Here is a 3,507-nt window from a genome sequence, read left to right as displayed (position 1 = left end):
CTTCGGCGAGCTCGAGCAACCCACCTGGATGCTCAAGGTCCGCGACGACTATTTCAAGGGCGCGGCGTCGATGTACGCCCAGGTCGAGCTCGGTGCCTTGCTCGACGAGATGGACGAACAGGGCGTCGAGAAGGCCGTTCTGATGTATTCGATGGTGAAACCGTCCAAGACCGCGCTCGCGTTCGTCGAGGCACGCCCGGATCGGTTCTCGCTGGCGGTCAACGGCGTCGATCTCCTGCGCCCGGTCGCCTCGCTGCGTGAACTCACCGCGTTGGTGCGCGACCTGCCGGTTACCTACACCACCACCGGGGCGAGTTTCTGGGGCGACGGCCGGTATCCGCCGACCGACGCGGTCTACTACCCCCTCTACTACAAATGCGCCGAGATCGGTCTTCCGTTGTGCATGAACACCGGGATTCCCGGTCCGCCGATCCCGGGTGAGGTCCAGAATCCGATCTATCTGGACCGGGTGTGCTACCAGTTCCCCGAACTGAAACTGTGCATGATCCACGGCGCCGATCCGTGGTGGGACACCGCGATCCGGCTGCTCATCAAATACGAGAACCTGCGCTTGATGACCTCGGCCTGGTCACCGAAACGGTTGCCGGACAGCTTGACCCACTTCATGCGCACCCGGGGGAAGAACAAGGTCATCTTCGGTTCGGACTGGCCGGTGCTCGCTATGCGCAGGCTGGTGCCCGAGGCCGAGGCCTTGGATCTGCCCGCGAACGTGCTCGACAACTACCTCTACAACAACGCGCAGGAGTTCTTCTTCGGCGACCGATCCGTCGGCGACTGACGCGCCGCAATCAGGAGAAATACGATGTTGGACCGATATGAACTGCGTCGACAGGACTACAGCCTGTCGGCGGATCAAACCGAACTCCAGGCCGTCTACGCGAAGTTCTTCCGTTCGCGGTGTTCCCTCGACACCGTCCGCGCGGCGGAGGAGACCGGATTCGACAAGGATCTGTGGGAGCAGCTGTGCGCGACCGGCGCGACCTCGATGGCGCTGCCGGAAGCGGTCGGCGGTGACGGCGCGACCCTGGTCGAATTGTCTTTGGTAGCTGAGGAATTGGGACGGGTGATCGCTCCGCTGCCGTGGATCGATCACATCTGCGCGGCACGGTTGCTGGGCCGACTCGGCGTGCTGACCGCGGGCGAGAGTGACAGCACCGAGGTGGTCGAGGGCACACGGTTGCTCGCCCTCGATACCCGCGTCGACCCCACGACCGGCGTGCGGCTCATCGCCGCGGGCTCGGTCGCCGACGACATCATCGTCCGTGACGGCGACGACATCGTGCGGGTGAGTTTCGATACCCGCCCCGCGAAGGTCGACAACATCGGCCGGCTGCCGATGGCCTGGGTGGACCCGGCCGCCGCCGACCGCCGGACCGTGCTGGCCAGTGGCGCGCAGGCGCTCACCGAGTACCACCGGGCGCTCGACGAATGGCGCGTGCTCACCGCCGCGGCCCTGGTGGGGCTGATCGACGAAACCCTCCGGATCGCCGCTGAATTCGCCACCACCCGCTACACGATGGGTGTCCCGATCTCGACCCTGCAGGGCATCTCCCATCCACTGGCCAATATCGCGATCACGGTCAATGCCGCGCGCAACCTGACCCGGCGCGCCGCGTGGTTCCTCGAACACGAGCCCGACACGCAACCCGGTCTGTCGGCCGCGGCGTTCGTCTTCATCGCCGAGGAGGCGCCGCGGGCGGCGACGATGGCCGTCCAGGTGCAGGGCGGACTCGGGGTCGCGACGGAAGCGGCCGCGTCGGCCTATCTGGTGCGGGCACGGGGCTGGCCGCTGGCCGCCGGTGACCTCGGCGCCAGCGCAGTGCAGGTCGCTGAACTCTTCGCCGCAGCGTCGGCCTAGGACGGAGTAGAACATGGATTTCTCACGAGTCGAACTCTCTGCCGATGACCAGGAATTCCTGGACGGCGCACGAGCCTTTCTCACCACCCACGTCACCGACGAGGTGCGTCGCCGCGATCGCGAGACCGGTGACAACTTCGACGCAGGCGTGCACGAGGCGCTCGGCGCGGCCGGGTGGCTGAGCGCGGAGCTGAACGCCGAGGAGGACGGCGGGCTCAATCGCCTGCGGCGCCGGATGTGGGACCTGGAGAAGCGGCGGGTCCACATTCCCTGGGTCACCTGGGGCACGACCGCGATCGTCGCCAAGTCCGTGCGTAAACATGGTTCCGCCGAATTGCGGGAAGAGGTACTGCCCGGACTGGAGCGCGGTGAAGTCCGGTTGTGCCTGGGATACACCGAGCCCGACGGCGGGTCCGACGTCGCGATGTGCAAGACGCGGGCGGTGCGTGACGGCGACCAGTGGGTGATCAACGGCTCGAAGATGTTCACCACCGGCGCGCACAACTGCCAGTACGTCTTCCTGATCACCAATACCGACCCCGAGGCGTCGAAACACAAGAGCCTCACCATGTTCCTGGTGCCGCTGAACAGCCCCGGCATCGAGATCCAGGGCATCCGCACCGTCGACGGTGACCGGACCAACATCGTCTACTACAGCGATGTCCGGGTGGACGACAAGTACCGCCTCGGCGAGGTGAACGGCGGGTGGGCCGTGCTGATGGGCCCCCTCAACGAGGAACACGGTGTGGTCGGCGCCGATGACGACGGCCTGCAGGATGTCTCGATCCTCATCCACCAGGGCACGATGATGGCGACCTCGGTCGAAAAGGTGGTCGCCATCGCGGCCCGTCCCGGTCCCGACGGGCGTCGTCTGCTCGACGACCGGTCGGTCGGCTATCGCCTGGGCCGCAGTATCGCGCGGATGGAAGCCGCGCTCGCCGCGCCGCACATGTTCGGCCGCGTCGCCATCGCGCAGGCCATGCGCGACATCTCACCCGAGCTGATGGACATCCTCGGCCCCGCCGCCGCGCTGCCGATAGAGACCGAGGGCGCCGCCGACAACGGCGGGATGGAATACATCTATCGCTGGGCGCCGCTGTGCGGCATCTACGGCGGCACGCTCGAGGTGTTCCGCAACATGATCGCCCAGCACATCCTCGGGCTCGGACGGGCCAACTACTCGCTGCCGGCCAAACCCAAGGCACAGGCGAGCTGATCGCGCTCGGAAGGAGCACCCGTGGCCGAGACCACGCAACGGCCGCCGCCGCCGATCACGCCGGAGACCGCTTTCTACTGGGCCTCCGGCGCCGACGGTCGCTTGCGGATCACCCAGTGCCGCTCCTGCGCGGCGCTGATCCATCCGCCGCAACCGGCGTGCCGGTACTGCCGTGGCGATCAGCTCGAGATCAGTGTGGTCTCGGGATTCGCCACGCTGATCGGTTTCACGGTCAACGAGCGATTCGCGGTGCCCGGGCTGCCCGCGCCCTATGTCGTCGCGCAGGTCGCGCTCGAGGAGGACTCGCGAGTCCGGTTGACCACCAATGTGATCGACTGCGATCCCGCCGATCTTGTGCTCGGCCAACGGATGGAGGTGGTGTTCGAGCAGGCGGGTACGGCCTGGCTTCCGC

Annotated in this window: 4 protein-coding genes; all 4 read left to right on the top strand. The window is 66.8% G+C overall.

What is annotated here, in order from left to right:
• A partial coding sequence (locus tag ACFWF3_RS28815; RefSeq protein WP_379316660.1) for an amidohydrolase family protein occupies positions 1–799 on the top strand: 799 nt, incomplete at its 5' end.
• Positions 800–826: 27 nt separating this feature from the next.
• The gene (locus ACFWF3_RS28810) at positions 827–1,879 is read left to right on the top strand and encodes an acyl-CoA dehydrogenase family protein (protein ID WP_379316662.1); all 1,053 of its coding nucleotides are present in this window, start codon (positions 827–829) and stop codon (positions 1,877–1,879) included.
• Positions 1,880–1,892: 13 nt separating this feature from the next.
• Entirely contained in the window at positions 1,893–3,095 is a 1,203-nt protein-coding gene (locus tag ACFWF3_RS28805) for an acyl-CoA dehydrogenase family protein (protein WP_379316658.1), read from the top strand.
• Between the two features lie 21 nt (positions 3,096–3,116).
• Positions 3,117–3,507, top strand: a 391-nt coding sequence (locus ACFWF3_RS28800; protein WP_379316656.1) for a Zn-ribbon domain-containing OB-fold protein, incomplete at its 3' end; no start/stop codon positions are given.

This window comes from Nocardia sp. NPDC060220, from assembly GCF_042727815.1.
Taxonomy (GTDB): Bacteria; Actinomycetota; Actinomycetes; order Mycobacteriales; family Mycobacteriaceae; genus Nocardia.
This window is presented reverse-complemented; position numbering and strand designations above follow the sequence as displayed.

Coding starts and splice junctions, on each gene's coding strand:
- ACFWF3_RS28805 (WP_379316658.1), top strand. CDS start 1,893: ATGGATTTCTCACGAGTCGAACTCTCTGCCGATGACCAGGAATTCCTG.